We start from the raw sequence: 24,978 nt of genomic DNA, 5'->3' as shown, positions 1-24,978 counted from the left end.
ATCGCGGGCGAATGCCAGCCGGTCAGGACAGGTGCACGCCGGTCAGCCCGCCGAGGGTGGCCAGCAGCCGGTCCTGGAAGTCCGGGTCGGAGGCGGCAGGTGCGGGCACGCGGCGCTGGCGGTGGTGCCAGTATCCGCCGCTGACGCGGGCGGCGGGATCGTCGCCGGCGGCCAGCCAGCTTTGGGTGAGGTGGCCCTGTTCCAGGTCGTCCGGTGCCCCGGGGCCGCCCATCCGGGTGGGGACCCATCCCGGATCGACGGCGTTGCTCAACACCGCCGGCCATCGCCGTGCCGCCGCGAGCGCCAACGCTGTCACGAAGAGCTTGCTTTCGGCGTAGGCCTGGCCCGCGTCCCAGCGACGCTCCAGCCAATCGATGTCCTCCAACGCGGTGCCGGCGGTGCGGTGCAGCCCGCTGCTGAGGAAGACCAGGCGGTCCGGCCTGTCAAGGAGGGCGGTGAGCAGGTACGGGGCCAGGGTGTTCACCGCCAGCGTGCGAGCGTGGCCGTCGGGGGTGCTGGACCGCGAGGGTTCCAGGTAGGTACCGGCGTTGTGGATGACGGCGTCCATGCGTCCCAGACCGTTCACCTGTTCGGCCACGGAGCGGACTTCCGCGGCGTCGCTCAGGTCGCCGATCACGACGCCGCCCGCGCGGGCGGCCCACGGGCCAAGGTCGCGGCCGAGGTCGCGGGCACGTGCGGGTGTGCGGGCGTGCAGGACGACGTCGTGCCCTTCAGCGAGGAGGGCACGTGCGGCGCCGAAGCCCAACCCGGTGCTGGAGCCGGTCACAAAGACGCGGGCCACGGGCCGTTCCCTTCCAGCGGCGGTCCGTACCCTTCCAGCGGCGGGCCGTACCCTTCCAGCGGCGGTCGGACAGCGCCGGCAGGAAGCAGCCGCCGGAGCGCGCCGATAGAGGAGCGGGCCACGCTGTCGGGCTGGGAATCGGGGTGGCAATCCTGGTGGGAATCGGGCCGGGAATCCTGCAAGGGCATCCCTTCCTTGTTTCTTGAAGCGCTTTCTTGAAGCGCTTCTCGAAGCCTAGCGAGCCGGCTGCGCGGGGGGAAGAGTCGGCCGGGGCCGGCCGGAACCTTGCCGCGGCAGGTGCGGCTTAGGTCGCCTCGTTCCGGCGCACCATTTCGGCGATCCAGACCGGCGCGAACGGAGACGTGCAGTTGGGCGGCGTCGGGTAGTCCCGGAGCACCTGCAGGCGCTCGCCGATGTCGATGGCCCGGGCACGGAGGCCCGGGTGCTCGATGCCGATCTGGGCCAGGCAGTGGTTCATCGCCCATTGCAGGCGGTCCGGGGCATCCTTCATAGTCGCCTCGATGAGGTCGAGCAGCCCAGGCAGGTCCAGGCCCTCGGGCGCCTTCACAACGCGGTCCGTCGTCAGGGCCCAGCCGGCGCTGGCCACCACAGGGTCCGGATCGGCGAACCAGCTCCGGCGCAGGTCCTCGGCATGCGGGCTCTTCTTGACGACGTAGTTCACCAGCCAGTCGTGAACCTTCGGGACGCGGGCCTGGCGCAGCATGGCGTCGAGTTGGTCAGCCGTGAACGCTTTCGGCCGGCACACCAGGACCGCGAGGAGCCTCGCCGCGGTGTCGCCGGTAGCCCATAATTCCTGGGCCAGATCGTGCTGGGTCTTGAGCCGTTTCGCCAGCGCGCGTAGTTTGCCGAGGTTCACGCCGTGGTCGTCGCCGTGTTTTTCGTTCACCGCGCGTGCCTTGGGATCCTCAAGCGTGGCTAGTTCCGCCATCACCTCGGCCACCGTCGTGCCAGCCTGTACTGTTCGTGCCGATGCCGCTTCAGCCACGTTTGCCTCCCGTTGGTCGCTCTGACCCAGCCTAGCCGGGAGGACGATCCCTCCGCGGCTCTTCAGAGCCACGCGACGCAGCGCCGTATGCACGTGGTGGGTCGAGCAGCCAGGCTGGGGTATCCGTGCTGGCTACGCGGGGAGCGGCAGGTCCGGTACGTCGCGCAGGGACCAATCCGGGAACGGACCTGTCGGTACTTGAGGTTCCGGCCGCTTATACGGCTCGGAGTCAGGCGGCGGTGGCTCATATCCCGTGGACAGGTCCTGGGGCAGTTCCTCGTCGGGATCGCGTCCGGGATCTGGGGGCAGCCCCTCGTCGGCACCGTCGTCCGGGTTCGTAAATGCGTCCGGCAGGTGTGCTGGTTCCCAGTCCTGGTGTTCGCTGGGGTAGTGCCGGCCCGTCGGGGAGGTCCATCCGGGCGGGTGGTCTTTGGTCGCTGCGGTGGGTGCCCAGGCGGAGCTGTGTTTGAGCCGGTGGTGCTTGCGGCAGGGCTGGCCGAGGTTGCTGATCCCGGTGGTGCCGCCGTCGGCCCAGGCCAGCAGGTGGTCCGCGTCGTTATCCAGGGAGGCGTTGTTGCAGCCCGGGAACGAGCATTTGCCGTCCCGGAGCCGCAGCCACTGCCGCAGCGGCTTCGGGACACGGTAGCTGGTCCGCCCGATTTCCAGCGGCGCCCCGTCCCGGGGGTCGGTCAGGACCCGGTAGAACGAGTCGGTGCCGTCCGAGACCAGGGCCCGGGCCATCGACGGCGGGATCGGGCCGTACCCGTCCAGCATGGCCGGCTCCTCGGTGGCGCCGAGGAGGGACAGGGCCGGGACGGTGATCAGGACCTGCGCCCGCGGCGACGGCACATCCCCTGACAAGCCACCGGCCTGTCCGGTGTTTTCGGTCTGGCCGGGGGTGAGGAGCCAGGTGGCGGCGACGTCGGCGCGGAGCTGGGACAGGGTCCGTGCCTCGCCCGGTGCCTGCAAAGCACGGGCCGCGGCGGTGGTCCGGTCCCAGATCCCCGCGGCGGTATCAGCGGGCAGGTAGGCGGAGAGCCACGCCATCCCGTCCCGGTCGGGGAAATACTCAACCCGCCGGTCCGCAGTGCACTTGGTGTGGCGGGCCTCGATGCTGACCGGGTGGTGGCGCTCCCGCCAGGTCCGCGCCTTGGCCCGGAACCGGCCCGGCACCAGCTCCCCGGCCGGGCAGCCGCGCGCCGGGTCCGGCGCGTCCGGGTCCAGGAAATGCGCCTCCAACCCGGCCGCCCCGGCCGGGTCCAGGCCGGAGGTTTCATCGACCATGATCCGGGCGTGCTGCCAGGACACCGTCCCGGCCTGCAGCGCCGCCAGGGTGAGCGGCAACCCGCAGGTCAACGCCTGAGACTCGGCAAGCAGCGCCGACGCGGCCCGTTCGCTGACCGTCAGGACACAGGCGACCTCGGAGACCATAGCCATCGCCCGCACGCTCCGATCCACCGCGCTGGCCACCGGGGGCGCCAGCGACTCGGCCGCCCGCATGTACTCGGCAGCCAGTCTGACCTTCAGCGCAGCCAACCGGGACTCCGCACGGGCCACCTCGGTCAGACCGTCCAAGCAGGCATCCGCCACGGCATGCAACGGGTCGGACCCAGGGTCGGCGCCGACGTCGATCAAGGCCGCAAGCGCAGCGGCGGACGCGGCGACGGCCGCCACCGCCTCCCCGGTTTCAGCATTCCAAGCAACCCTGCTCTTCATGTTTCGAGCCTAGAAGCGACCCCAGACATTCACGTTTGCCCGCACGGCGCCGCCGGCCGGTGGATCGCGGCAGTCTGGTCCCGTGCAGGACGGGGTACGCCGGCCGCACGTTCTCTAAAGGTGTCGCAAGTATCTCTCGGGCGAGTCCAGAAATGATCGCCAGTTGGAAACCAGATCCAGCTCTGCCCATTCCTGCTGCCGCAGCCCCCACGGGCCGACCTCGAGAATCTGCGCGCCTGGAAGAGCTGCCAGAACGGGCGAGTGCGTGGACATGATGACCTGCGAGGAGCCTTCGGCAAGGAGATCCTTCAACACCGTGAGCAGGCTCAGGCATCCCGCGAAGGAAAGCGCCGACTCCGGTTCATCGAGCACCCACAGCCCGCGTCCCCGGAAACGGTCGACCGCCAGTTCCAGGAACGACTCGCCGTGGGACATGTCATGGAACGAGATGTCGGGACCCACCGTGCTCGGGTTGTTCTCAAGATAGGTGAAGAAGCCGTGCATGGTTTCCGCGCGCAGGAAGTAGCCGCGTCGAGTGGCACCGGCGTTGCGGACCAGCTGGAGGTGACCGGCAAGCCTGGACTCGGTGGACCTCGTGCTGTGGCGGGCCCCTGTAGAGCCGCCTTCGGGAGACAGCCCGTAGGCAAGTGCGATGGCTTCCACCAGGGTGGACTTGCCCGACCCATTCTCGCCGACGAAAATCGTGGCTGCGGTCAGGTCGAGCCCCTGATTCAGGACCTGCGCGACCGGAGGCAGGACCGCCGGCCACTGCCCGCGGTCGAGGACGTGGGCCGGGTCTTCGGCCAGCCGTCTGATCGGAACGTGGTGCGCGGGCATGCCCCATTCTTGCAGGAGCCCCTCGCTGCGGGCGCCCGCGCCGTGCAAGGATCGGCTATGACTCCGCGTCTGATGCTGCTGGATACCGCCTCCCTCTATTTCCGCGCCTTTTACGGGATGCCGGACACGATCCGCCGTGCCGACGGCACACCGGTGAACGCCGTTCGTGGATTGCTGGACATGATCGCGCGGCTCACCACCGACTACGAGCCGACGCATCTGGTTGCCTGCTGGGACGACGACTGGCGGCCGCAGTGGCGCGTCGACCGACTTCCCGGCTACAAGGCGCACCGGGTCGCGGCGGCAGTTGAGGGGGCCCCCGACGTCGAGGTGGTGCCGGACACGCTGACAGCGCAGATCCCGCTGATCCGGCAGGTGCTCGAGGCCGCCGGCATCGCCGTCGTCGGGGTAGCGCAACACGAGGCGGACGACGTCGCCGGCAGCTACGCCAGCCAGGCCGCGACTCCGGTCGACGTGGTGACCGGTGACCGGGACCTGTTCCAGCTCGTCGACGACGCCCGCAACGTGCGGGTGATCTACACCGCGCGCGGCATGCGGAACCTCGAGGTCGTGACGGACGACGTCGTCCTCGGCAAATACCGGGTGCGGCCCTGCCAGTACGCCGATTTCGCGACGCTCCGCGGCGACCCTTCGGACGGACTGCCGGGGGTCCCCGGCATCGGCGATAAGACGGCGGCGTCGTTGCTGGCCGAGTACGGCACACTGGACGGCCTGCTCGGAGCGGCAGCGGATGCCGGCAGCGGCATGGCAGCCTCGCTCCGGGCCAAGCTTGCCGCTTCCGCCCAGTATCTGTCGGTGGCGCCCGCTGTCGTACAGGTGGTGCGTGACTTGGACCTGCCAACGCTCGCCGAAGCGGGCGCCCTACTGCGCCCTGTCGCCGGCACCGCTCGGCAGGACCTGGAACGACTCGCCGCCGAGTGGAACCTGGGCGGCTCGGCCAGGCGGCTCCTGGAGGCCCTGGACCTGCGCCGGTAGGGCAGTCGGGCTGAAGAGGGGCACACGGACCGGAGCGGCCGCCCCGAGCTCACCGGCGTCGTCGAGCGATCTGCGGGAAACCATTGACCTGGCAGCGGAAGTGAATGTAGCCTCATCAGAAATGAATCAATGTTCATTTTATGTGAATCACTGTTCAACGAAGGACTTTCACCATGGTGACCCCCATTTCCGCAGCCGCCGGCGATCCCGGGGCGGCGGCGCGCGAGGTGAGAACCAACCTCCGCACCCGGCAGTTGCTCAGCGCCGCCGCTCGACTGATGGAGCGGGACGGATCGCACGCCGTCTCCATGCAGGCGCTGGCTGATGAGGCCTCGGTCAGCGTCGGGCTGATCTACCGGTACTTCGGCAACAAACAGGATCTGCTGCTGGCCGTCATTGTCGAAGTGCTGGACGCGTTCGGCACCAGGGCGCCCGCCGCCGTCGAGGCCGCCGGTGACGATCCGGTGGAACGCGTCGCCGCCGCATTCGCCGCGTTCTGTGAAGTCATCGACGAGCACCGGCACGCCGCCGTCCTGTCTTACCGGGAGTCTAAAACGCTGGGCGACGACGGCAGGACCCGGATCAAAGACCTCGAACTGTCCACCTCACAACCATTACGGGACACCGTACAGGCAGCCATCGACGCAGGCCGCTTCGTCCCCGTTGACGTGGAACTTTTCGCATACAACCTGCTGCTTCTGGCCCACGCCTGGGCGCTCAAACACTGGTACTTCGAACGCTCGCTGGATTTCGCCAGCTACGTCCGGAAGCAAACCGCAGTGGCCCTCGGCGCAGTCATCGCCCCCGAATACCGGACCCGGTACGCGCACCTGCTCGATCTTGACTGAGCGGGCCCGCCCCGGCCGATCGTTGGCCGCCCATTCCTCGTCCATCCGCTAGACGCTCCGGAAGGTTCCGACATGACCACTTTTGAAGACATCACCTACGAAGTCGACCAGGCAACCGCAATCATCACCATTAATCGACCGCACCGCTACAACGCCTTCCGCGGACAAACCGTGGAGGAACTGATTAAAGCTTTCCGCTCAGCCTGGGCCGACCGCTCGGTGCAGGCCGTGATCCTGACCGGTGCGGGGGAGAAAGCGTTCTGCACCGGTGGGGACGTGAAGCAGCGCGCCGAAACGGGCGACTACGGCCCCACCGAGTCGGGAATGTTTGAAATCGGCTACCTGCACAAGCTCATCCGCGATATTCCGAAGCCGGTCATTGCCGCGGTTAACGGCGTGGCCATCGGCGGAGGGCATGTCCTCCATGTGCTCTGTGACCTGTCCATCGCCGCAGAAAACGCCACGTTCGGGCAGGCCGGCCCCAAGGTGGGCTCGTTCGACGCCGGCTTCGGCTCGGCCTACCTGGCACGCGTGGTCGGCGAGAAGCGGGCCCGCGAAATCTGGTATCTGTGCCGCCAGTACGACGCCGCCACGGCCGAACGCTGGGGCCTGGTCAACGCCGTGGTCCCCGCCGCCCAACTCCTCGACGAGGCCAAGGCCTGGGCCGCCGAAATTGCCGAAAAGAGCCCCACCGCCATCCGCTTCCTCAAGCAGTCCTTCAACGCAGACACCGACCACCAGGCCGGGCTGAGCAACATGGCGATGTCCGCCCTCGACTTGTTCACCGCCTCACCCGAAGGCCAGGAGGGCGCCGCCGCCTTCGCCGAGAAGCGCAAGCCGGAGTTCAACCGCCACGTCCTCGCGCACTGACCACCCCTGTATCCACCCGCTGACAAGGAAGTCACCATGGATTTTGCATTGACCGCACAGCAGCTCGAGTACCAGCAAGAAGCCAAAAATTACGCTGACAAGATTGCGCCGGGCTACCAGCAGCGCGAGCAGGACGGCCACGTCAAGCCCGAGTTGCGGCGCGAAATGGGCGATCTGGGCCTCATCGCCCCCGAACTGCCGGTGGAACTCGGCGGACGCGGTCTTGACCGGCTCACCTCCGGCCTGATCCTGGAACAGATCGCCCGCGGCGACTTCAATGTCTCCTACGTTCAGGTGGTGGGATCCCTGGTTGGCCAGATCCTCGCCCAGAACGCCCAACCGTCCGTCGCCCGGGAATGGGTCCCGCGGATCTGCAGCGGCGAGTCCATCGTGGGCATCGGACTCTCCGAACCGGAAGCCGGCTCCGACGCCGGCATGCCGCGGCTGAAGGCCGAACGGCGCGACGGCGGCTGGGTCCTGAACGGGGTCAAGTCCATGTCCTTCAACCAGTCAGCGGACGCCGTCGTCGTTTTCGCCAAAACGGACCCGGACACGCCCCGCGGCCGCGGGATCAGCGCCTTCCTGGCCCCGATGGACGCCGACGGCGTGAGCCGGGAGCGATTCTCGGACATGGGAACGGTGGCGGTGGGACGAGGGGCAGTCCACTTCGACAACACATGGATCCCGGCGGACCACCTGCTCGGCGACGAAGGCAAGGGCTTCACCCAGGTGATGCAGGGCTTCGATTTCAGCCGGGCCCTGATCGGCCTGCAGTGCCTGGCGGTCGCCAAGGTCACCGTGGACGAGACCTGGGAGTATGTCAGCCACCGTGAGGCGTTTGACCAGCCGCTGAGCAAGTTTCAGGGCGTCTCGTTCCCGCTGGCCGAGGCCGAGACCATGATTGCCGCCGCGCAGCTGCTGTGCTACCAGACGCTCTGGCTCAAGGACCAGGGACTTCCGCACACCTCGCAGGCTGCGATGTGCAAGTGGTGGGCGCCCAAAGTCTCCTTCGACATCGTCAAGGACTGCCTGCTGCTGCACGGCCAGTTCGGCTACAAGACTGACCGTCCCATCGAACAGCGCCTGCGCGATGTGCTGGGCCTGCAGATCGGTGACGGTACGGCGCAGATCATGAAAATGATCATTGCCCGGCAGGCCATCGGCCGCGAATTCGCCCCATAGGCAAAAGGTCGGCCCGTCGATCCGAACCGCACTGAAACAGCACAAACTTCCATCCGAGGAGCACACCGTGGGAAAGCTTGAGAACAAGATTGCAATTGTCACCGGCGCGGGCAGCGGGATCGGCCGCGCCATCGCCGTCAAACTCGCTGCCGAGGGAGCCACCGTCGTGGTCAGCGACATCAATGAGGTGGCCGCCAAGGAAACGGCGGCCTCGCTGGGCAATAACTCGCTGGGGCTGCTCACGGATGTCACCTCGCGCGACTCCGTCGATGCCATGGTCGCCACGGTCAGGCAGGAATTCGGCCGGATCGACGTGCTGGTCAACAACGCCGGCTGGGACAAGGTGGAGCCGTTCCTGACCAGCAAGGTTCCTGACTGGGACCGGGTCATCGCCATCAACCTCTACGGCACGCTGCATTGCAGCCAGGCGGTCCTGGCCGTGATGGCTGAACAGGGCTCCGGCGCCGTGATCAACATCGGGTCCGACGCCGGCCGGGTCGGTTCGTCCGGGGAAGCGGTCTACTCCGCAGCCAAGGGGGGAATCATCGCCTTCACCAAGACCGCGGCGAGGGAAATGGCCCGCAACAAGGTCAGCGTCAACTGCGTCTGCCCGGGCCCGGCGGATACCCCGCTGTTCGCCGGCATCAGCGAGGAAAATCCCAAGCTCCGCGAAGCGCTGGAAAAGGCCATTCCCATGCGGCGGCTGGCCCAGCCCGAAGACCTGGCGAACGCCGTGGCCTTCTTCGCTTCCGACGAAGCCGCCTACATCACCGGCCAGACCCTGTCCGTCAGCGGCGGCCTGACGATGAGCTAGATCCCCGCTTTTAGACACCTTCTTAGATCACTGTCTTTTAGACCGCTGTGCCAGGCAACCCGACTCAACGACGAGGATTAAGGACTACACCCTGCCATGACCTTTGACACGCTGCTCAGCCAGGACCAGATCGACCGGTACACCGGTCAGGGTTTCTGGCGGAACAAGACCCTTACCGACTACCTCGATGAGGCCGTCGCGGCCACCCCGGACAAGATTTCCAGCGTGGATTCCCACGGGAGCTGCACGTACGCCGAACTCAAGCTGCTCGTGGACCGCTGCGCCCTGGGGCTGCTGGAACTCGGCGTCGCCCCCGGGGACGTGGTGTCCGTGCAGCTTCCGAACTGGCGCGAATGGATCGTCATCCACCTCGCGGCCATCCGGATCGGCGCCGTCACCAACCCGCTGATCGCGATCTACCGCGACCGCGAAGTGGGTTTCATGATGCAGCGCGCCGCCTCAAAGGTTCTGTTCATCCCGCAAACTTTCCGCAATTTCAACTACCCGGACATGGCGAAACGGCTGCGGGCCGAACTTCCGGCCCTCGAACGGGTGGTGGTCCTGGGCGACACCGGGTCCAACGGCGAAGGGTTTACGTCCTGGGAAGAGTTCATCGGCACGCCCTGGGAGGAACGCCGGGATCCGGCGGAACTTGCGGGGCTGCGTCCAGACCCCAACAGCCTGTCCGTCATGATCTTCACCTCCGGAACCACCGGTGAGCCTAAGGGGGTCATGCACACGCACAATACCTTGGTGGCCGGAAGCCTTCCCTGGCCCGACAAACTGGGGATGGACAACAAAGCGGTGATCCACATGGCATCCACATTTGCCCATCTGACCGGCTACCTTTACGGCGTATCCCTGCCGCTGCAATTGGGCGCGACGGGAGTCTTCCAGGATGTCTGGAACGCCGAGGAATTCGTGCGTCTGGTGGAGCAGCACGGCATCCAACACACCTCCGGTGCGACGCCGTTCCTCCACGACCTGCTCCAGGCAAGCAACCTCGATGAGCACGACACTGGTTCCCTGAAGCACTTCTGCTGCATGGGCGCCCCCATTCCCAGGGCCATGGTGGCCAAAGCGAAGGAACGGCTGCCCCAACTGAACGTCTTCGGCGGCTGGGGATCCACCGAGTGCTGCCTGGTGACCATGGGAAATCCGGCTGATCCCTTTGAGAAGATCGTCAGCACCGACGGGCGTCCGTTGGCCGGCATGAGCGTGCGCATCCTCGACTTTGACGGCACCGAGGCCGCTCCGGGAACGGAAGGAAAGCTCCAGGCCAAGGGCCCCTTCGTGTTCCAGGGCTACGCCGGGCAGCTCGAAAAAACCCGGGCGGAGTTCGACGGCGACTGGTTCGACACCGGCGACCTCGCCACCGTCGACGCTGACGGCTACCTCCGCATTGCCGGCCGGACGAAGGACGTCATCATCCGGGGCGGCGAAAACATCCCGGTGGCGTATGTGGAGAACGTGCTCTATGAACACCCGAAGATCGACGTGGTGGTGCTGGTCTCCATCCCGCACCCGAGGCTCCAGGAGACGGCCCTCGCCGCCGTCGTCCTGAAAGCTGGCGAGAGCGGGCTGACCCTGACCGAGGTGCAGGAGTTCCTAGCCGCCAAGGGTGTAGCCAAACCGTACTGGCCCGAGCAGGTGGAAGTCCTTCAGGACCTGCCGCGGACCCCCAGCGGGAAAATCCAGAAATACCAACTACGCCAAAAATTTTCGGTGACCCAACCGGCAGGAGCAGCATCATGACAAGCATTCTGGCCAATTCGGATGTGCTGGCTTTGGACGGGCTGTTCAGCGCGGAGGAGCTTCGGCTCCGGGATACAGTCCGCGGCTTTGTCCAGGAACGGATCAAGCCGAACATCAAGAAGTGGTACGAGGACGCGCATTTCCCGGTAGAGATCGCCCGCGAAATGGGTCAGCTGGGCCTGCTCGGAATGCACCTCAAAGGCTATGGCTGCCCGGGCCGGTCCGCGGTGGAATACGGCATCGCCGCGATGGAGCTCGAGGCAGGGGACTCCGGGCTGCGCACATTCGTCTCCGTGCAGGGCTCCCTGGCGATGAGCGCGATCCATAAGTGGGGATCCGAGGCGCAGAAGTCCACATACTTGCCGGGAATGGCACGGGGGGAGATCATCGGCTGTTTCGGGCTGACGGAGCCCACGGCCGGTTCCGACCCGTCGTCGATGGCGACGACGGCGGTCCGGGACGGGGACGGGTGGGTCCTGAACGGAGCCAAGCGCTGGATCGGGCTGGCCTCGGTCGCGCAGATCGCGGTGATCTGGGCGGCAACGGAGGACGGCATCCGGGGGTTCCTGGTTCCTACCGGGACCAAGGGGTTCACGGCGACGCCGATCGAGCCGAAACTTTCGATGCGCGCCTCGATCCAGTGTGACATTGAGCTGGTCGATGTCCGGTTGCCGGATTCGGCGATGCTGCCGGGCGCCAAGGGGCTGCGCGGCCCGTTTTCCTGCTTGAACGAGGCCCGCTACGGGATTATCTGGGGTGCGATGGGCGCCGCGCGGGACAGTTACGAGGAGGCGTTGAAGTACTCGCTGGAGCGGGTGCAGTTCGACAAGCCCCTGGCCGGGTACCAGTTGACCCAGGAGAAGCTGGTGAACATGCTGCTGGAGATCCAAAAGGGCACGCTGCTGGCGATCCACACCGGCCGGCTCAAGGACGCCGGCGCGCTGGAGCCGGTGCAGATTTCGGTCGGGAAGCTGAACAACTGCCGGGAGGCGATCGCGATCTGCCGGGAGGCCCGGACCATCCTGGGCGGCAACGGCATCACGCTGGATTATTCGCCGCTGCGGCACGCGAACAATTTGGAATCGGTGCGGACCTATGAGGGCACGGACGAGGTGCACACCCTGATCCTGGGTCAGCACATCACCGGCCAGCCGGCGTTCCGGTAGGGGGACAGGGTGGCTTACGAAACGATTCTGGCCGAGGTCGCCGACCGGCTCGGCACCATCACCATCAACCGCCCCGAGGTCCGCAACGCGCTGAGCCGGACCGTGCTGCGCGAGATCCGGGCCGCGCTGGAGGACTTCGCGGACCGGGACGACGTCGGCGCGGTGGTCTTCACCGGCGCCGGGGACAAGGCGTTCATCGCCGGGGCGGACATCACGCAGCTGGTGGACTACACCTTCCTGGACGGGCTGGTCGCGGACATGCAGCGGCTTTATGACTACATCGAGGACTATCCGAAACCCACGATCGCGGCGGTCAACGGGTTCGCGCTGGGCGGCGGGAACGAACTGGCGATGGCCTGTGACATCCGGATCGCCGCGGACGGTGCCCGTTTCGGGCTGCCGGAGACCACCCTGGGTGTTCTCCCGGGCGCCGGCGGCACCCAGCGGCTCACCCGGCTGGTAGGCAAGGGACGCGCCGTCGAGCTGATCCTTACCGGCCGGCTCTTCGGAGCGGACGAGGCGCTGCGGATCGGCCTGGTCACCGAGGTGGTCCCGGCCGCGGACCTGCTGACCACGGCCCGGGCCACCGCGGAGCAGATCCTCGCCAAGGGCCCGCTCGCCGTCCGGCTCGGCAAGCTCGTGATCAAAAACGGCGCCGAAACGGATCTGCGGACCGGGCTGCTGCTCGAACGCCTGGCCCAGTCACTGCTCTACTCCACCGCGGACAAACGCGAAGGCGCCCGCGCCTTCATCGACAAACGCCCGGCCGAATTCACCGGCAGATAAGGACGAAGGACATGAGGCAGATCAACAAGATTCTGGTGGTCGGCGCCGGGGCCATGGGCTCGCAGATCGGCATGGTCGCCGGCCTGGCCGGCTACCGGGTCACCGTCCAGGACATCTCCGCGGACATGCTCGCCGCCGCCCGGCGCCAGCTCACCGAGCGGATGGACAGCAGCGTCGCGAAAGGCCGGCGGAGCCGGGACGACGCCGACGCGGCGCTGGCCAGGCTCACATTCACCACCTCGCTGGAGGACGCCGCGGCGGACGCGGACTTCGTGATCGAGGCGGCCACCGAGAAACTCGAGACCAAACGCAAGATCTTCGCCGCGCTGGGCCAGGCCGCCCCGGCGCACGCCATCCTGGCGACGAACTCCTCCACCCTGGGCTCCTCCAAGGTTGCGGAGGACTCGGGCCGGCCGGAGCAGGTCTGCAACATGCACTTCTTCAACCCCGCCCTGGTGATGAAATGCGTCGAAGTGGTCCGCCACGACACCACCTCCCAGGCCACCGTGGACACCACCATGGACCTGGCCCGCTCGCTCGGGAAAGCGCCGGTGCTGATCAACCGTGAGATCCCCGGGTTCGTCGCGAACCGGCTCATGGGCGCCATCCGGGATGAGGCACTGCGGCTCTACGCCGACGGCATCGCCAGCGTGCCGGACATCGACACCGCAGCGAAAACCGCGCTCGGCCACCCGATGGGACCCTTTGAACTCATGGACCTCGTGGGCCTGGACGTCAGCTACCTGATCCGGCAGGCGACCTACGAGGAAACCGGAGACCCCGCGAACCTGCCCCACCCGGCACTGACGGAACTCTACGACCAGGGCCACTACGGCCGGAAAACCGGAAAGGGCTGGTACAGCTATGACCCCCAGTGAGGACTACACCGCGGCCCTGGCCAAGGGACTGACCGGCGCCCTCGACACCGACTACTACCTCCTCCTGGACGGGCTGACCGACGACGAACGGGCCGTCCGGGACATGGTCCGCGGCTTCGTCAACGACCACGTCCTGCCGGTCATCAACGGCTACTGGGAGCGCGCCGAATTCCCCCACGAACTCCTGCCCGCCCTGGCCAAACTGAACATCATCGGTTCCACCATCGAGGGCTACGGCTGCCCCGGCATGAGCCGGCTCGCCGCGGGCCTGGCCACGATGGAAATGTCCCGCGGCGACGGTTCGATGAGCACCTTCATCGGTGTCCAGTCCAACCTGGCCATGGGCACGATCAGCATGCTCGGCAGTGAGGAACAGAAACAGCGGTGGCTGCCGCAGATGGCCGCCCTGGACCTGATCGGGGCGTTCGCGCTCACCGAACCCGAACACGGCTCCGACTCTGCCCACCTCGAAACCAGCGCCCGCCGGAACGGTGACCACTGGGTCCTCACCGGCCGCAAACGCTGGATCGGCAACGCCAGCTTCGCCGACGTCGTGATCATCTGGGCCCGGGACGAAGCCGACGGCAACGTCAAAGCCTTCGTAATGGAAAAGGACGACGACGGCACCCACCCCGCCGGATACCGGACCGAGCTGATCACCGGCAAAATCGGCAAACGCGCCATCCTGCAACCCGATATCGAACTCACCGGCCTGCGGATCCCGGAGCAGAACCGGCTCCCGGGCGCCGAATCCTTCAAGGACGCCTCCCGGGTGCTCGCCTCCACCCGCGGCGGCGCGTCCTGGGAAAGCCTCGGCCACGCCCTCGCCGCGTACGAAGCCGCCCTGACCTACGCCAAGGTCCGGACCCAGTTCGGCAAACCCATCGCCAGCTACCAGCTCGTGCAGAACAAACTCGCGAACATGCTCGCCGAACTCACCGCCATCCAACTCATCTGCCACCGCATGGCCGCCCTGCAGGAAGCCGGCACCTGGACCGGGACCATGGCCTCGATCGCGAAAATGCACACCGCCCAGAAGGCCCGCTGGATCTGCTCCGAAGCCCGGGACATCCTCGGCGGCAACGGACTCCTCCTCGACTTCCACGTCGCCCGGCACCTCACGGACATGGAAGTCGTCCACACCTACGAAGGCACCGACTCCATCCAATCCCTCCTCATCGGCCGCGCCGCCACCGGAATCTCGGCCTTCGCGTGAGCGCCGGGGCGGCTCACGGCATGCAGCAGGGTGGCATGACGGAGGATAACGACTTCGCCGGGCGGCGCGTGCTGCTGGTCGGCACCGGCGGGATCGGCGGCGCCGTCGCGGACCTCTTGGCCGGCCGCGGCGCCCGTCTTTTCGGCACTTACTACGGAAACGCCGAAGGCAGCGACGCGCTGGCCGCCAGGTTGCCGCGGGGCTGCTCGGCGGGGCAGGCGCAACTGGACGTGGGCGACCCCGACGCGGTCGCCGCGCTGGCCGGGCCCGGGGGGAGCGCGGACCGGGCATTGGGCGGCATCGACACCCTGGTGGTCACCGCCGGGCACCGCCATGCGCTGCAGCTGCTGGCCGACACGGATCCCCGGACCATGCAGGACATTGTCCGGACCGAACTCCTCGGCCCGGCACTGCTGGTGCGCGCGGTGCTGCCCGGGATGCTCGAGGCCGGATTCGGCCGGATCGTGCTCATCGGTTCGGACAGCGGCAAGGCCGGGACGCTGGGCGATGCCATGTCTTCGGCGGCCCGGGCCGGGCTGTACGGGCTGGCAAAGTCCGTGGCGCGGGAAACGGCCCGGCAGGATGTCACCATCAACGTCGTCTCTCCCGGCCCTACCGACACCCCGCTGCTGGCCGGCATGCTTTCCGATGACGGCCTCACCGGCAAGGTCATGACCGGAACCTTCAAGGCGATCCCCAAGGGACGGGCCGCGCGGCCCCGGGAGATCGCTGCCGCCGTCGCCTACCTGGCATCCATCGACGCCGGCTTCACCACCGGGCAGGTCCTGTCGGTCTCCGGCGGACTCACCATGTAAGGACCGACGACCATGGACAACGCACCCTTCGACCTGAGCAAGATCACGGTTTTCCGCAAGACGGTGACGGAAACCGACATGGTGCTCTTCGCCGGCATCACGGGCGACTTCGCGAGTAACCACACCGACGAGGAATACATGCAGCGCTCCGCGTACGGGACGCGGCACGTCCACGGCGCGCTCATCGTCGGATTCATGTCCGCCGTGGCGGCCAGGGCGCTGGAGGACGCCCGCCCCGAAGGGCTGACGCCGGTTGCACTCGGCTATGACCGCCTCCGCTTTGTGCGGCCGGTGTATCCGGGGCAGACGCTGTCCCTGACGTACGCCTTCGAGAGCTACGAGCCGGCGACGCTGCGCGCGACCGCCCGGGTCGAGGCGCGTGTCCGCGGCGACGTCGTGGCGGCGGGGCAACACGTGGTCAAGTGGGTGCGGTCAGCGGCTCTGGTCCCCGGGGCGGGCAGCGCCTAGGCCGCCGGGCCGTTGGCTGCCTGATACCCCTGGGACGTCTCGGTACTCCGGACTGTCTTTCCCGTCAGCTCCCGAGTGCCGGCGTCGCCGGGACTTCGGGCCGGGCGGCCGGGCGTTCGTTGGGCACGGTAACCATGATCGCGATGATCGCGACCACCACCATGAGCAGGTTGAAGAGGATCCCGACGGCGCCGCCGAACCGCAGTCCCACGTTCTCCTGGTTGCCGATGAAGAGCCCCCAGGACCGGATGGTCGCCGGGTCCATCGACTGGGCCGCCACGTAGAGCGCCGCCGAGATCGCGACACCGATGGCGTTCCCGAGGGAGGACGCCATCTTGTAGATCCCGGCCGCGGCGCCGGCTTCGTCGTCGGGAACATTCGACAGCGCCGCGTCGGTGGACGGGGTCGCGTAGAAGCCAAGCCCGATACCGAAAAGGGTGAAGCCAATCACCGCAAGGACGATGTACTGCCCGATCAGGGTGAACGTCATCGAGGTCATCAGGATCCCCGCGCCGGCAATAGCACTGCCCCAGATCATCGGCCGCTTCGGCCCGAAACGCTGGAGCAGTTTTTCGCCGACGCGGATGGTGGCCAGAATCGCGACGAGGTAGCCGAGGGTAAGCAAACCGGACTGCAGTGAGCTCAAGCCGGCGGCGACCTGGACCAGGCCGAGGGAGACAATCAGCGTCCCGGCCGCACCATTGAGCAGGAAGTTCGACAAGGTGGCGCCCGCAAAGGTCGCGTTCGCGAACAACTTGAGGTTCAGTACCGGGTTGATCCTGCTCGTCTCGATGCCGAAGAACACCAGCGCAGCCACGATCGTGATGACCACCAGCGCGATTCCGCCGAGGCTGAGCCAGCCGATCAGCGGACCCTGGGAGATGTAGACGTTGACGGCCACCAGCGCCACGATCAGGCTGATCATGCCGCCCCAGTCGAACGCGCCGCCGGACCGCGCCGCGGACCGGGATTCCGGTGTTCCACGGAGCAGGAACAGCGCCACCACGGAGAGCACAATCGAGATCCAGAAGATGGACCGCCAGCCGAGGAACGACGTCGCCATCAGGCCGCCGAAGAGGGCGCAAAAGCCCGAGCCGCCCCAGGACCCGATGGACCAGTAGGACAGGGCGCGCTGCCGGTCCTTGCCCTCGTAATAGGTTTTCACGAGGGCCATGGTGGAGGGCATGATGCAGGCCGCGGAGAGCCCCTGCACCACCCGCCCGCCGAGCAGCGCCGCGGCGGTAAGTCCGCCCGTGTTTTCCGGGGTCAGCGCGATCAGGAGGGAGCCGAGGATGCTCAGGTAGATGCCGAGGTTCATGATTTTGACCCGGCCGAGACGGTCGGCCAGGCCGCCCGCGACGACGATGAAAATCCCGGAGAACAGGGACGTAATCGACACCGCGAGGTTGCCCACGGTCCGCTCGAGGCCGAGTGAGCCCTGGATGCCCGGGATGACATTGAGCAGTGTTTGCGCGAACAGCCAAAAATTGATGACGGCCAGGACGATGCCGGTCAGCCAGGCATCGTTGGGTTTCCACTGGGAACCGGCGGCCGGATTCCGGGCCGCGCTCATGGCTGCGGCTTCTCGGTCAGGTAGGTCAGTGCCGCGACGACATGCGCCTGGACTCCCATCGACAGGGTTGGGTCGATCACGGGCGCGAAATGGGGGGAGTGGTTCGCGGGGATGTCCTGGGCCACCGTGCCCTTGGCCGCCGCGGCCTCGTACACCGCCGGGTCCACGCCGCCCAGGAGCCAGAAGGTGTAGGGCACCCCGAAGGCGTCGGGAATCCGGCTGAAGTCCTCGGACGCGGTCTGCCGGCCGGCGTGGTCCACCGCGTCCGCGCCGAAATGGGCCCTGAACGCTGCGGTCACCTGCTCCGTGGTGTCGGCGTCGTTGCTGGTGAGCGGGAACTGGTCGTAATACTCGAATTCGGGATCCTTGGGCGATCCGGCGGTGACGCACTCGCCCTTGACAATCCGTTCGATGGCTGCGAGCACCCTGGACCGGACCTGGTTGTCGTAGGTGCGGATGTTCAGCAGCAGGGTGGCACGGTCCGGAATGATGTTCGACTTGGTGCCGGCGTTGAGCGCCCCGACCGTCACCACCGCAAAATCGCCGGGTTTCGTCTCACGCGAGACGACGGTCTGCAGTTGCAGCACAATCGAGGATGCCAGCACCACTGGGTCCACGGACATGTGCGGCATCGACCCGTGGGCCCCCTTGCCATGCACGGTGATCTTCAGCGAGTCTCCGGCGGAAAGCACGGGTCCCGCCGTCGTCGACACCCGTCCCGCCGGAAGGGACATCACGTGCTGGGCTAGGGCGACGTCGGGTGCGGGCACTTTGCCGACCAGGCCGTCGTCGACCATGGCCTGGGACCCCGCACCGATCTCTTCGCCGGGCTGGAACAGCGCGATATAGGTGCCCGCCCAGGCGTCGCGTCCCGCAGCCATCAGCTTCGCGGCGCCCAGGAGCGTGCTGACGTGGACGTCGTGCCCGCAGGCGTGCATGACGCCGTCCACCTCGGAGGCGTAGTCCAGGCCCGTGGCCTCGGTCACCGGCAGCGCATCCATGTCGGCGCGGGCCAGGACGGTCCGGCCGGTCCCGTTCGCCAGCACACCCACGACGCCGGTGCCCCCCACCGGGGTCACGGTGTAGCCGAAGGAGGTGAGTTGATCCGCCACGAACTGCGAAGTCTCGTGTTCCTGCATGCTCACTTCGGGATGCCGGTGCAGCCGGGTATACGTCTCACGGACCCAGTCAAGTTCGGCGTCCAGCCCCGACAGGACAGTGTCTGAATTGCTCATCTGCTCCCACTCTCTCTCGGTAGTGCCCGCGCTCCGGAGGCGGCCGCAAAACCCAGCCTAGACCCGGTAACGGAGTGCGGGTCCGAAAACCAGCAGACGAATTTCCGGTTGCGCTGCGCCCGGCGCGCGGGGTTGTGGGATAGCTTGAGTTTTATGTTGACCGGATTCAAGAATTTCGTCATGAAGGGCAACGTCGTCGACCTTGCCGTCGCCGTCGTGATCGGCGCGGCGTTCGGCGCTGTCGTCACGGCTCTCGTCCAGAACGTGCTCATGCCGTTCATCGCGGCCCTGGTTGGTTCGCCCAACTTCGACCGTTTCGCCGTCGTAACCCTGAATGGAAATGACATCAAGTTCGGTGTGCTGCTGACGGCGATCGTGAACTTCCTGCTCATAGCGGCCGCCATCTACTTCGTCGTCGTGCTGCCGATGAACCACATGATTGAACGACGCAACCGCCGTCTGGGCATCCACCCGGAGGTCAAGGAAGAAGCGGCCGAGGACCCGCAGATCGCGCTGCTCACCGAAATCCGGGATGCGCTGCGGCAGGACCGGGTCTAGCCGGACCGGCAACCCCGTCCGCTACCGCCGGACGTCGCTGGGGTAATTGAGCCCAATCAGGGCGCGGACCGTGTCGACGGCTTCCATGACCGCTACGCTGTCCTGCGGCGGCAGCACATCGTTGCCGGTAGCGCCCGCCGAGATCAGTCGTTCGACTTCCCACGCCTGATACTGCATGCCCCGCCCGGTGACCGGCTCGTCGAAGCGCTCGACGACGTTCCCGCCGTCGTCGTACCGGGTGAACGCCGTGGGGGTGTACCAGACCGGATCAATTTCGATGCTGCCTCCCGTCCCGATGACCGCGGCCCGGTTGGGCCCGGCGGTATCGAGTGCGCAGTGCAGCACGGCCTGCTGCCCTTCGGTGTATTCGAAGATCACCGCTGTTTGGCGGTCGACGCCACTGGCCGTCTTGCTGGCGGCCGCCTGGATCCTCGCGGGCGCCCCGAACACGTCGAAGGCGAAGGACACCGGGTAGATCCCCAGGAGGGCCCCGCCGCCCAGCGCCGGGTCGTTGAGCCGGTGGGCCGGGTCTTTGGGCAGGTTCTGGTTGTGGTCCGCGATCACCGTGCGGACCTCACCGAGGGCGCCGGCCTGGAGGAGTTCGCGGATCCGCACCATGTGCGGCAGGTATCGCGTCCACATCGCCTCAAGCACTACCAGCCCTTTCGACGCGGCGAGGTCCGTCATTTCCCGGGCCTGCTGCGCGTTCATGGCGAACGGCTTTTCCACCAGCGCGTGCTTGCCGGCATTGAGGGCCAGCATCGCGTGCTCGTAATGGAACGGGTGGGGCGAGGAGATGTAGACGACGTCCACCGCGGGGTCGTGCACCAGGGCCTCGTAGCTGCCGTAGGCGGCCGGAAGGCGGTACTTGCCGGCGAACGCCTGCGCGGTGGCCGGGTTGCGGGACCCGACGGCCTGAACCGTGAAGCCGTGCTCCAGCAGGTCGGAGGTCTGCAGCCCGGCGATAAACCCCGTGCCCAGGATGCCCCAGCGGACGCCGGTGGGGCCGCCGTGACGGGGAGCCGCGCTGGGACTGGGGATCTGGGTCATAGGGTCTCCTCGGGCGTCCGGCAAGCAGGGGCGTGCGGCCACCGCGTCGGGCGCAGCCACCGTCTGAGCATGCTAGCCCACCCGGGCGCCCACCGGATCCATGCGGGCGGCCACGCCCCAGGGCTGCTTTAGCCGCCGACCCTGGCCAGGACCTTGTTTACCGTGGCGGCCAGGCCATCAGCGGCCTGCTGGACGCCGCTTTCCGAGGGCGCAGTCGTCTCGGCTTCCACGCAGAGCCCGTTCTTGCGGGCGCCGACCAGGACATGACGGGCCTCGGTCCCGTCCGGCAGCAGGTACGCGAGAGCATAGCCGGCTTGCCCGCCGGTGTTGACCTGAAGGTGCACGACCGGGGTCCGGAGTCGGCCGCCGGCCCCTGGCACCTTCTCCTGCAACAGACCGCAGGAGCCCAATGACGCGGCACGGTCGTCGAAGGACCCGGCTGCCGAACCCGCGACGCCGATCAACCGCAGCCCGATCCGCGCCGGATCATTCGACGTGCGGGAGAACTCGGCGGCGACTCTGGGGGCGCCGCCGAGCGTGGCCAGGTATGCCGAGTCGTCGAGCGTGCAGGCCTCCGCCGATGGCTCCGGTGCTAGCCCGGTGGGAAGGTAGTCTGCCGTCAGCACCCGGGCCGCCTCGCCGCGGGGGCCGGTAATGCCCTGCAACAGCCCGGCCAGTTGTTGCGGAGTCCGCAGTGGGGCGGTTCCCGGCGTGCCTGCCGTCGGCGCCGCGGACGCGGCCGCCGTCGTGGCTCCCGGGGTCGACTCCGCCGGGAGTACGGTTGCTGCGGCGGCGGCCAGCTCTTTCGCCAGCCGGAGAAGCGGCTGCAGGGCGGCCCGCAGTTCGTCCTCGGACGCGGTGCCCGCGGCTTGCCGGGCCAGTCCAAACGAGATGTTGCGGACCAGGACCTGGAGCGAGAGGGTGGCCTGGCCTGCGGCTGTGCCTGCAGTGCCCGGCGGAACCACCAGGGTGGCGTACGCCTTCTCGCCCACCTCGGACACCGGAAGGACCCGGACGGTGGAGGGTTCGGCGTCGGGCACGCCGGCCTGCAGGAACGTCGCGCACCTGCCGGTTTGCTCCTCCGAATAGGCGAAATCCGCAGCGATCATCTCAGTCCGGGGAGCGCTTCTGGCCAGCACGAAGGCCACCGCCTCGCTGGACCAGGCACCGGTCAGTGACAGCACGCCCGCGGCAAAGTGCAGGCGGAGGTCGGCAGGGGCGATCGGCGCGGTGTGCGCCCGGAACGCCCCGCATTCTGCCGGCTCCACGGCTGCCGGCGCGCTGGTTTCCGGGCGCGCCGCCAAGCGGGTCCGGAGGTCCCTGGTGTCCGCGACCCTGCCGCTGGCCTGTCCGGCGTTGCTGATCGCGCGGTTCATCACGCCCATCAGCTGCTCGTCGGAGAGCACGATTTCGCCTGTCTGGGCGGCAACGCCGGAGCTGGCACCGGCGTTGCCGGGTGCACTGGTGCCCGCCGACGGTGCGGGGGCTCCGGAGGTGCACGCGGACAGGGCCAGCAGGAAGGCAGCGCAGGCAGCCCGCCAGCTCTTCCGTCGCGGGCGCGGACCGCTGGGGGTTAAGGCTGCTGCAGCACCTGCGCTCACGACTGGGCTCCCTGCCGTCAATGGATGTGCTGGGCCCATTCTTCGGGCCGTGGTCCGCCGGCACCAGAGCAATTGGCCCCGGGGGCAGGGCCGCCAGGGTTTAGTCCGCGAGGAACGCCGGGGTGAACAGCAGGGTCAGGCCCTCGGCGATGGTGGGGTGGGTAATGATGGCGTCGCGGACGGCCGTGTAGTCCAATCCCGCCAGCATGGCCATTTGGACCACGGCGATCGCTTCGCTGGCCTCGGTGCCCAGCAGCGCAGCGCCGAGGATCTTGTCCGTGTCCCGGTCAATCACGGCTTTCCAGAACCCCTCAAGATGCCCGACAGTGCGGGCGCGGGGGATGGCGCTGACGGGCATCCGGGCAATCCGCACGTGGTGGCCCGCTTCCCTGGCCTGCTGTTCGGTAAGGCCCACCCGGCCCAGTTCCGGAGTGGTGAAGACACAGTAGGGGATGAGGCGCCCCGCAGTGCTTCGCGGTTCACCCTCACCGCCCGCGGCGGCCAGATTGGTCTTCAGCACCCGGTAGTCATCGTAGGAGGCGTGGGTGAACTGCGGTGTCCCGGCCACGTCGCCGGCGGCCCAGACCCGCTCGGCGGTGGTTCGGAGCTGGTCATCCACCCGGATGAAGCCGCGCGCGTCCAGCTGCACGCCGGCGCCTTCGAGATTGACGCCGTCGGTGACCGGGCGGCGGCCGACCGCCACCAGAAGGTCGGCGGCCGTCACGGCGTCGCCGGACGCGAGGGTGACCGTGACCAGCCCGTCGTCGCCGCGGAAGATGGTCTCCGCCCGCGACCCCAGACGGACGGTGATTCCGTCGTCCACAAAGCGCTGCGCTACGGCGTCCGCGATGTCCCGGTCTTCCCGCGCGAGCAGCTGGCTTCCGCCCTGGACGATCGTGACCCGGACCCCCACGGTGTTCAGCAGGTCCGCGAATTCGCACCCCACATAGCCGCCGCCGAGGATGATCATGCTCTCCGGCAAGGAGTCCAGCTCCAGCAATGAGTTGCTGGTCTGCACCCGGGATTCCGCGAGGCCGTCGATCGGCGGCAGGAGCGGTTCCGTGCCGAGGTTGAGGACGACGTCGGCCCCGCGCAGGACCCGGCTGCCGCCGGCGTTGAGCCGCACCGTCACGGTGCGCGGACCGATGAAGGCGGCCTCGCCGAGAATGAAGTCCATGCCGGAGCCGGTGAAGGAGGCGAGTTGGCCCTGGACCATGGTCTGGACCACGTCCTCCTTCCGGTGGCGCAGCAGCCCGAGGTCCATCTGCGGGTGTTCGACGCCGGAAATACCGAAGCCCGCGGCGCGCCGGCTGGTCTTCAGCACCCGTCCGCTGTTGATCAGCGTCTTGGTGGGGATGCAGGCCACGTTGATACAGGTGCCGCCGATCATGGCGCGCTCGATCATGGCGACGCTTTTCCCGGCTTTCGCCAGGTCCATGGCGAGGGTTTTGCCGGCCTTCCCGCCGCCGACCACCAGCAGGTCCACGTCCTCGATTTCCGTGCTCTCGGTGACCATTGGACGTTCCCCTGCCTCTGTTTGCGGTGGTGGTACCCCCTGCGCCCAGAGTCTAGCCCTCGTCACGGGTGCCCGGACAGGTGCCTCCGCAGGGGCACCGAGCGGCACGCCGAAGGCCACTGCCCGGTTGCTGCGCAGGCGCCCTATTGGTAAACGCGCACCCAGTCGATGTCCATCCGGGACGGGCCGGCGTCCCTTGCGCCGGGGAACCAGTCGAGCTGCAGGGTTTGGTGCATGCTGACGGCCGGCTGATGGGCCGGATCGGCGTCGCTGAAGGTTTCCACCCCGTCGATGTAGCCCTTGACCCCGGCCGGGGTCCACTCCACCGCGTAGTTGTGCCACTGCGTCGTGTCGATCGGGGTAGTCGCGGTGGTTGTCACATTTCCGGCTGCGCCACAGTCGTAACGCAGGGAAAACTTCGAGGCGGCAGTGTCGGCGGTGCCCTCGGCAAAATCGACCTCGGCGCAGTTCGGTGAGGTGTTGTTGCTCGGCCAGAGCATCATCACCGGGCGGTATTCGGAGTCGCGTGCGTTCGTTTTCATCCGGGTCTCCCAGCGACCGTATTTCTGCTGGCCGAAGGTGGCGGACATGCCGCCGGTGGTGCCGGCCGTATCCCCGATCACCGTGGCCACACCGTTCGCTACGGACCACGCCTGGGGGCTGCGAAACCCTCTGCCGGCCCGGCCCGGTCCGTCGAAGAGGCTCCATTTGGTGGCGTCCGGCGCTCCGGAGTAGGTGAATTCGTCACCGGACAGCACCGCACCCCAGCTCAGGGCGGCCGCGGCCTGTACACCGTCGCCGGCCGGGACCGCGGCGGCGGGGGCGGACGGGGCCACACGCGGCACCGCTGGCGCCGACGCCGTGGGCGTCCCTGCCGCCGGTGGTGCCGGGGCCGGGGGGTGCGGGCCCACCGTTCCGGCGGTTGGTTCGGTCGCCGGTGCCGTCCCGCCCGCTGCGGTGCCCGGATTGTCCGCGGCGGCGGCCGCGGCGGCGGCCGCGGCGGCGGCCGCGGGGGCGGACGTTGCGGGCGACGGTACCGGGCTGGCGGAGGACGACGTCGGGCCGCCTGCGTCCGCGGCTCCGGGAGTGCCCGCCCTGGAGGCGGCGCTGCATCCGGTCAGCGAGAGGGCACCGAGGCAGAAGGTGAGGACAATTTTCTTGAACAAGTGACCCCTTCGGGGATATGGACTTGGTGCGAGCGGACGCGCGATCGACCCTGGAGCGGGACCCGTGATGTTCCGTTCGGGCCTGCCGGGCGGGGGCGGCCAACGTGGGGCCTCGCGGCGCCCA

General features: G+C 67.9%; 23 protein-coding genes. 13 read left to right on the top strand and 10 right to left on the bottom strand.

Annotated features, from left to right (window positions below; all coding sequences use genetic code 11):
• Positions 1-22 precede the first annotated feature (22 nt).
• From AC3ANP_RS15040 to AC3ANP_RS15025, 4 genes are all read right to left on the bottom strand, one after another.
• The gene (locus AC3ANP_RS15040; RefSeq protein ID WP_488330945.1) at positions 23-802 is read right to left on the bottom strand and encodes an SDR family NAD(P)-dependent oxidoreductase; all 780 of its coding nucleotides are present in this window, start codon (positions 800-802) and stop codon (positions 23-25) included.
• A 304-nt stretch (positions 803-1,106) separates the two neighbouring features.
• A complete protein-coding gene (locus AC3ANP_RS15035; protein ID WP_488333081.1) occupies positions 1,107-1,751 on the bottom strand; it encodes a DNA alkylation repair protein in 645 nt (214 codons plus the stop codon).
• Between the two features lie 189 nt (positions 1,752-1,940).
• Positions 1,941-3,524, bottom strand: a complete 1,584-nt coding sequence (locus AC3ANP_RS15030; protein WP_488330944.1) for an HNH endonuclease signature motif containing protein — start codon at positions 3,522-3,524, stop codon at positions 1,941-1,943.
• Between the two features lie 114 nt (positions 3,525-3,638).
• Positions 3,639-4,361, bottom strand: a complete 723-nt coding sequence (locus tag AC3ANP_RS15025) for an AAA family ATPase (RefSeq protein ID WP_488330943.1) — start codon at positions 4,359-4,361, stop codon at positions 3,639-3,641.
• Between the two features lie 57 nt (positions 4,362-4,418).
• Here AC3ANP_RS15025 and AC3ANP_RS15020 point away from each other — a divergent pair, with 57 nt between their 5' ends.
• From AC3ANP_RS15020 to AC3ANP_RS14965, 12 genes are all read left to right on the top strand, one after another.
• Positions 4,419-5,357: a 5'-3' exonuclease gene (locus AC3ANP_RS15020; protein ID WP_488330942.1), complete on the top strand. Its 939-nt coding sequence runs from the start codon at positions 4,419-4,421 to the stop codon at positions 5,355-5,357.
• Positions 5,358-5,530: 173 nt separating this feature from the next.
• Positions 5,531-6,205 carry a TetR/AcrR family transcriptional regulator gene (locus AC3ANP_RS15015; RefSeq protein WP_488330941.1) on the top strand — a complete coding sequence of 225 codons (675 nt, stop codon included), beginning with the start codon at positions 5,531-5,533 and terminating at the stop codon, positions 6,203-6,205.
• A gap of 72 nt (positions 6,206-6,277) precedes the next feature.
• The gene (locus tag AC3ANP_RS15010; RefSeq protein WP_488330940.1) at positions 6,278-7,075 is read left to right on the top strand and encodes an enoyl-CoA hydratase-related protein; all 798 of its coding nucleotides are present in this window, start codon (positions 6,278-6,280) and stop codon (positions 7,073-7,075) included.
• Between the two features lie 36 nt (positions 7,076-7,111).
• A complete protein-coding gene (locus tag AC3ANP_RS15005; RefSeq protein WP_488330939.1) occupies positions 7,112-8,257 on the top strand; it encodes an acyl-CoA dehydrogenase family protein in 1,146 nt (381 codons plus the stop codon).
• A 67-nt stretch (positions 8,258-8,324) separates the two neighbouring features.
• Positions 8,325-9,071, top strand: a complete 747-nt coding sequence (locus AC3ANP_RS15000; protein ID WP_488330938.1) for an SDR family NAD(P)-dependent oxidoreductase — start codon at positions 8,325-8,327, stop codon at positions 9,069-9,071.
• 96 nt (positions 9,072-9,167) lie between these two features.
• Positions 9,168-10,826, top strand: coding sequence for an AMP-binding protein (locus AC3ANP_RS14995; RefSeq protein ID WP_488330937.1), 1,659 nt, complete (start codon positions 9,168-9,170; stop codon positions 10,824-10,826).
• Positions 10,823-11,992 carry an acyl-CoA dehydrogenase family protein gene (locus AC3ANP_RS14990; RefSeq protein WP_488330936.1) on the top strand — a complete coding sequence of 390 codons (1,170 nt, stop codon included), beginning with the start codon at positions 10,823-10,825 and terminating at the stop codon, positions 11,990-11,992. The genes AC3ANP_RS14995 and AC3ANP_RS14990 overlap by 4 nt, the downstream gene beginning before the upstream one ends.
• A gap of 9 nt (positions 11,993-12,001) precedes the next feature.
• Entirely contained in the window at positions 12,002-12,778 is a 777-nt protein-coding gene (locus tag AC3ANP_RS14985) for an enoyl-CoA hydratase/isomerase family protein (RefSeq protein ID WP_488330935.1), read from the top strand.
• 11 nt (positions 12,779-12,789) lie between these two features.
• On the top strand, positions 12,790-13,656 hold the full coding sequence (locus AC3ANP_RS14980; protein ID WP_488330934.1) for a 3-hydroxyacyl-CoA dehydrogenase family protein: 867 nt from the start codon (positions 12,790-12,792) through the stop codon (positions 13,654-13,656).
• Positions 13,643-14,872 (top strand): acyl-CoA dehydrogenase family protein, encoded by a 1,230-nt coding sequence (locus AC3ANP_RS14975; protein ID WP_488330933.1) that lies wholly within the window; start codon positions 13,643-13,645, stop codon positions 14,870-14,872. Before AC3ANP_RS14980 ends, AC3ANP_RS14975 begins: the two co-directional genes overlap by 14 nt.
• 35 nt (positions 14,873-14,907) lie before the next feature.
• Complete coding sequence (locus tag AC3ANP_RS14970) at positions 14,908-15,687, top strand: SDR family NAD(P)-dependent oxidoreductase (protein ID WP_488330932.1); 780 nt, start codon at positions 14,908-14,910, stop codon at positions 15,685-15,687.
• A gap of 12 nt (positions 15,688-15,699) precedes the next feature.
• Positions 15,700-16,155, top strand: a complete 456-nt coding sequence (locus AC3ANP_RS14965; RefSeq protein ID WP_488330931.1) for a MaoC family dehydratase — start codon at positions 15,700-15,702, stop codon at positions 16,153-16,155.
• Between the two features lie 64 nt (positions 16,156-16,219).
• Here AC3ANP_RS14965 and AC3ANP_RS14960 read toward each other — a convergent pair whose 3' ends face one another.
• Entirely contained in the window at positions 16,220-17,728 is a 1,509-nt protein-coding gene (locus AC3ANP_RS14960; RefSeq protein ID WP_488330930.1) for an MFS transporter, read from the bottom strand.
• A complete protein-coding gene (locus tag AC3ANP_RS14955) occupies positions 17,725-18,963 on the bottom strand; it encodes an amidohydrolase (RefSeq protein WP_488330929.1) in 1,239 nt (412 codons plus the stop codon). The genes AC3ANP_RS14960 and AC3ANP_RS14955 overlap by 4 nt, the downstream gene beginning before the upstream one ends.
• Positions 18,964-19,116: 153 nt before the next feature.
• Here AC3ANP_RS14955 and mscL point away from each other — a divergent pair, with 153 nt between their 5' ends.
• Complete coding sequence (gene mscL, locus AC3ANP_RS14950) at positions 19,117-19,521, top strand: large conductance mechanosensitive channel protein MscL (RefSeq protein WP_488330928.1); 405 nt, start codon at positions 19,117-19,119, stop codon at positions 19,519-19,521.
• Positions 19,522-19,542: 21 nt separating this feature from the next.
• Here mscL and AC3ANP_RS14945 read toward each other — a convergent pair whose 3' ends face one another.
• From AC3ANP_RS14945 to AC3ANP_RS14930, 4 genes are all read right to left on the bottom strand, one after another.
• On the bottom strand, positions 19,543-20,571 hold the full coding sequence (locus tag AC3ANP_RS14945; RefSeq protein WP_488330927.1) for a Gfo/Idh/MocA family protein: 1,029 nt from the start codon (positions 20,569-20,571) through the stop codon (positions 19,543-19,545).
• A gap of 128 nt (positions 20,572-20,699) precedes the next feature.
• Positions 20,700-22,172, bottom strand: a complete 1,473-nt coding sequence (locus AC3ANP_RS14940; RefSeq protein WP_488330926.1) for a hypothetical protein — start codon at positions 22,170-22,172, stop codon at positions 20,700-20,702.
• Between the two features lie 100 nt (positions 22,173-22,272).
• Complete coding sequence (locus AC3ANP_RS14935; RefSeq protein ID WP_488330925.1) at positions 22,273-23,688, bottom strand: dihydrolipoyl dehydrogenase family protein; 1,416 nt, start codon at positions 23,686-23,688, stop codon at positions 22,273-22,275.
• A 143-nt stretch (positions 23,689-23,831) separates the two neighbouring features.
• The gene (locus AC3ANP_RS14930) at positions 23,832-24,854 is read right to left on the bottom strand and encodes a glycoside hydrolase family 16 protein (RefSeq protein ID WP_488330924.1); all 1,023 of its coding nucleotides are present in this window, start codon (positions 24,852-24,854) and stop codon (positions 23,832-23,834) included.
• Positions 24,855-24,978 lie beyond the last annotated feature (124 nt).

This window comes from Arthrobacter sp. JB02-1C (assembly GCF_057748045.1).
Note: the sequence above shows the minus strand (reverse complement) of the source record. Positions and strands in the feature narration are given on the sequence as shown.

Bases quoted from the DNA above. Each gene is read 5' to 3' on its own strand.
- AC3ANP_RS14935 (WP_488330925.1), bottom strand. From the start codon at position 23,688: ATGGTCACCGAGAGCACGGAAATCGAGGACGTGGACCTGCTGGTGGTC.
- AC3ANP_RS15020 (WP_488330942.1), top strand. From the start codon at position 4,419: ATGACTCCGCGTCTGATGCTGCTGGATACCGCCTCCCTCTATTTCCGC.
- AC3ANP_RS15035 (WP_488333081.1), bottom strand. From the start codon at position 1,751: ATGGCGGAACTAGCCACGCTTGAGGATCCCAAGGCACGCGCGGTGAAC.
- AC3ANP_RS14960 (WP_488330930.1), bottom strand. From the start codon at position 17,728: ATGAGCGCGGCCCGGAATCCGGCCGCCGGTTCCCAGTGGAAACCCAAC.
- AC3ANP_RS15005 (WP_488330939.1), top strand. From the start codon at position 7,112: ATGGATTTTGCATTGACCGCACAGCAGCTCGAGTACCAGCAAGAAGCC.
- AC3ANP_RS15015 (WP_488330941.1), top strand. From the start codon at position 5,531: ATGGTGACCCCCATTTCCGCAGCCGCCGGCGATCCCGGGGCGGCGGCG.
- AC3ANP_RS15010 (WP_488330940.1), top strand. From the start codon at position 6,278: ATGACCACTTTTGAAGACATCACCTACGAAGTCGACCAGGCAACCGCA.
- AC3ANP_RS14995 (WP_488330937.1), top strand. From the start codon at position 9,168: ATGACCTTTGACACGCTGCTCAGCCAGGACCAGATCGACCGGTACACC.
- AC3ANP_RS14980 (WP_488330934.1), top strand. From the start codon at position 12,790: ATGAGGCAGATCAACAAGATTCTGGTGGTCGGCGCCGGGGCCATGGGC.
- AC3ANP_RS15030 (WP_488330944.1), bottom strand. From the start codon at position 3,524: ATGAAGAGCAGGGTTGCTTGGAATGCTGAAACCGGGGAGGCGGTGGCG.
- AC3ANP_RS14955 (WP_488330929.1), bottom strand. From the start codon at position 18,963: ATGAGCAATTCAGACACTGTCCTGTCGGGGCTGGACGCCGAACTTGAC.
- AC3ANP_RS14945 (WP_488330927.1), bottom strand. From the start codon at position 20,571: ATGACCCAGATCCCCAGTCCCAGCGCGGCTCCCCGTCACGGCGGCCCC.
- AC3ANP_RS15025 (WP_488330943.1), bottom strand. From the start codon at position 4,361: ATGCCCGCGCACCACGTTCCGATCAGACGGCTGGCCGAAGACCCGGCC.
- AC3ANP_RS14970 (WP_488330932.1), top strand. From the start codon at position 14,908: ATGACGGAGGATAACGACTTCGCCGGGCGGCGCGTGCTGCTGGTCGGC.
- AC3ANP_RS14990 (WP_488330936.1), top strand. From the start codon at position 10,823: ATGACAAGCATTCTGGCCAATTCGGATGTGCTGGCTTTGGACGGGCTG.
- mscL (WP_488330928.1), top strand. From the start codon at position 19,117: ATGTTGACCGGATTCAAGAATTTCGTCATGAAGGGCAACGTCGTCGAC.
- AC3ANP_RS14965 (WP_488330931.1), top strand. From the start codon at position 15,700: ATGGACAACGCACCCTTCGACCTGAGCAAGATCACGGTTTTCCGCAAG.
- AC3ANP_RS14975 (WP_488330933.1), top strand. From the start codon at position 13,643: ATGACCCCCAGTGAGGACTACACCGCGGCCCTGGCCAAGGGACTGACC.